The organism is Cohnella lubricantis (genome assembly GCF_014212015.1).
GTDB classification, from domain to species: domain Bacteria; phylum Bacillota; class Bacilli; order Paenibacillales; family Paenibacillaceae; genus Cohnella; species Cohnella lubricantis.
Genome location: NZ_JACJVN010000046.1, coordinates 1 through 732 on the forward strand (window position 1 = coordinate 1; position 732 = coordinate 732).

Consider the following 732-nt stretch of genomic DNA (forward strand, 5'->3'; position numbering starts at 1 on the left):
TCGTTCGAACATCCTTCCGCGTTAGCCAACACATCATAAGGTTAGAAGATGTTTTAATTTGCGCTATCGTTTCGTATCCAGTTGTCAAGGTGCAAGATCATTCATGGTGGAGCCAAGCGGGATCGAACCGCTGACCCCCTGCTTGCAAGGCAGGTGCTCTCCCAGCTGAGCTATGGCCCCATGCGATAAATATGAAGTTAGTGGTGGGCCTTAGTGGACTCGAACCACCGACCTCACCCTTATCAGGGGTGCGCTCTAACCAGCTGAGCTAAAGGCCCGAACAGTATCCCCGCAAAGCGGCGCGAACCTCCGAAGAGAATCTCGATTGCCTTGCGTGAACCCCATGATTGTGCCAGACCAGCTGGCTATTGGCTGCATTCCCGAAGGAATTGCGGCCGGCTTGGCGACGTCCTACTCTCCCAGGACCCTTCGGTCCAAGTACCATCGGCGCTAGAGGGCTTAACGGTCGTGTTCGAGATGGGTACGCGTGGAACCCCTCCGCCATCATCACCAAACCGGTTATTCATTTGAAGACTTGCGCCTTCAAAACTGAACTCGAGCGTAACCTCGGACTATTTCGTATTGCCCCTAAGGGCTCCTTAGAAAGGAGGTGATCCAGCCGCACCTTCCGATACGGCTACCTTGTTACGACTTCACCCCAATCATCTACCCCACCTTCGACGGCTGGCTCCTTGCGGTTACCCCACCGGCTTCGGGTGTTGTAAACTCTCG

General features: G+C 54.6%; 2 tRNA genes and 2 rRNA genes. All 4 read right to left on the reverse strand.

The features are described from left to right. Nucleotides 1-104: 104 nt before the first annotated feature. Nucleotides 105-180: transfer RNA gene (locus tag H4Q31_RS11925), tRNA-Ala, on the reverse strand. 21 nt (nt 181-201) lie between these two features. Then, nucleotides 202-278: transfer RNA gene (locus H4Q31_RS11930), tRNA-Ile, on the reverse strand. Nucleotides 279-398: 120 nt separating this feature from the next. Continuing rightward, nucleotides 399-515: ribosomal RNA gene (rrf, locus tag H4Q31_RS11935) — 5S ribosomal RNA — on the reverse strand. 88 nt (nt 516-603) lie between these two features. After that, nucleotides 604-732 (reverse strand): 16S ribosomal RNA (locus tag H4Q31_RS11940); the annotation flags it as partial.